Source organism: Novacetimonas pomaceti (assembly GCF_003207955.1).
GTDB lineage: Bacteria > Pseudomonadota > Alphaproteobacteria > Acetobacterales > Acetobacteraceae > Novacetimonas > Novacetimonas pomaceti.
Map to the genome: position 1 here is coordinate 1 of NZ_NOXG01000056.1, position 2,500 is coordinate 2,500.

The window sequence follows — 2,500 nt, forward strand, 5'->3', positions numbered from 1 at the left end:
CTGTCTGGAAGATCTGGCGGCGACCGACTTTCCCGTGCCTTGAGGCACAGTATCATGGGCGCTGGGGTTTTTCACGTCCGAGTTCGGGATGGGATCGGGTGGTTCAACTCCCGCCATGGCCACCAGATCATCCAGGCAGTCCTGAGGTATTGGACTGTGTGGGAGGTTGGTGTGTTTTGAGGAGAGTGGAGGTGGATGACTGCTGTGCATGTATGTTGCCCTTTTGGGGCTGTGTGAATGAGCCTATTGGGCGATTAGGACCAGTCAGCTGCACGCATTACTGCGCTTTCACACCTGGCCTATTGACGTGATGGTCTATCACGGCCCTTGGGGAGACCTTGTTTTGAGGTGGGTTTCCCGCTTAGATGCTTTCAGCGGTTATCCCGTCCATACTTAGCTACCCGGCTGTGCCGCTGGCGCGACAACCGGTGCACCAGAGGTATGTTCATCCCGGTCCTCTCGTACTAGGGACAAATCCTCTCAAGTTTCCAACACCCACGGCAGATAGGGACCGAACTGTCTCACGACGTTCTAAACCCAGCTCACGTACCACTTTAATCGGCGAACAGCCGAACCCTTGGGACCTGCTCCAGCCCCAGGATGTGATGAGCCGACATCGAGGTGCCAAACCTCCCCGTCGATGTGGACTCTTGGGGGAGATCAGCCTGTTATCCCTAGAGTACCTTTTATCCGTTGAGCGATGGCCCTTCCACGCGGGACCACCGGATCACTATGGCCGACTTTCGTCTCTGATCGAGCTGTCACTCTCACAGTCAGGCGGGCTTATGCCATTGCACTCAACAGTCGATGTCCGACCGACCTGAGCCCACCATCGCGCGCCTCCGTTACACTTTGGGAGGCGACCGCCCCAGTCAAACTGCCCACCATGCAGGGTCCCGGACCAGGCTTACTGGTCTCGGTTAGACATCAGAAACAGTCAGGGTGGTATTTCAAGGATGGCTCCACCGGAACTGGCGCCCCGGTTTCAAAGCCTCCCACCTATCCTACACAGAATGTCTCTGATGCCACTGCAAAGCTGCAGTAAAGGTTCATAGGGTCTTTCCGTCTGACCGCGGGTACCCCGCATCTTCACGGGGAGTTCAATTTCGCTGAGCCGATGCTGGAGACAGCGGGGAAGTCGTTACGCCATTCGTGCAGGTCGGAACTTACCCGACAAGGAATTTCGCTACCTTAGGACCGTTATAGTTACGGCCGCCGTTTACCGGGGCTTCAATTCGGTGCTTGCACACCTCCTCTTAACCTTCCGGCACCGGGCAGGCGTCAGGCCGTATACGTCGTCTCTCGACTTCGCACAGCCCTGTGTTTTTACTAAACAGTCGCTACCCCCTGGTCTGTGCCACCCGCCGATGGTTGCCCACTGACGGGTCTTGCTTATCCCGAAGTTACGCAAGCAATTTGCCTAGTTCCTTCAGCATCGTTCTCTCAAGCGCCTTGGTATTCTCTACCAGTCCACCTGTGTCGGTTTCGGGTACGGTCTATATGCCAGAGCTATTTCCTGGAATGCTCCAAAAGCCGGGCCAATCCGATAAGACCCGACAACATATTGCATTCGTCACTTCTGGCAGGCCCAGGAATATTGACCTGGTTTCCATCGACTACGGCTTTCGCCCTCGCCTTAGGGGCCGGCTCACCCTGCGCGGATTAACCTTGCGCAGGAACCCTTGGACTTTCGGCGACAGTGTTTCTCGCACTGTTTGTCGCTACTCATGTCAGCATTCGCACTTCCGATATCTCCAGGGAGGGTCACCCCGTCCCCTTCACAGACTTACGGAACGCTCCGCTACCGCGCATACATAGTATGCACCCACAGCTTCGGCACGTGGCTTGAGCCCCGTTACATTTTCGGCGCAGGGTTTCTATTAGACCAGTGAGCTATTACGCTTTCTTTAAAGGATGGCTGCTTCTAAGCCAACCTCCTGGTTGTTTTGGAATCCCCACATCCTTTCCCACTTAGCCACGATTTGGGGGCCTTAGCTGGTGGTCTGGGCTGTTTCCCTCTCGACGATGGACCTTAGCACCCACCGTCTGTCTGCCTGGCTCATACTTCCGGGTATTCGGAGTTTGGTTAGGTTTGGTAAGGCTTTGGGCCCCCCTAGCCCATCCAGTGCTCTACCCCCCGGGGTAATACCAGACGATCTACCTCAATAGATTTCGCGGAGAACCAGCTATTTCCGAGTTTGATTGGCCTTTCACCCCTAGCCACAGCTCATCCCCGACTTTTTCAACAGGCGTGGGTTCGGCCCTCCAGTGCGTGTTACCGCACCTTCAGCCTGGCCATGGCTAGATCACTCGGTTTCGGGTCTTCTGCCAGCAACTCGTCGCCCTATTCAGACTCGCTTTCGCTGCGCCTACACCTAACGGCTTAAGCTTGCTGCAAACAGAAACTCGCTGACCCATTATACAAAAGGTACGCCGTCACCCCATAAGAGGCTCCGACTGCTTGTAGGCATTCGGTTTCAGGTCTCTTTCACTCCCCTCG

General features: G+C 55.7%; 2 rRNA genes (1 of these 2 cut by a window edge). Both read right to left on the minus strand.

Annotated features, from left to right (window positions below):
- Nucleotides 1-11 precede the first annotated feature (11 nt).
- Nucleotides 12-127: ribosomal RNA gene (gene rrf, locus CFR71_RS15150) — 5S ribosomal RNA — on the minus strand.
- 106 nt (nucleotides 128-233) lie between these two features.
- Nucleotides 234-2,500: ribosomal RNA gene (locus CFR71_RS15155) — 23S ribosomal RNA — on the minus strand; it runs 474 nt beyond the window's last position.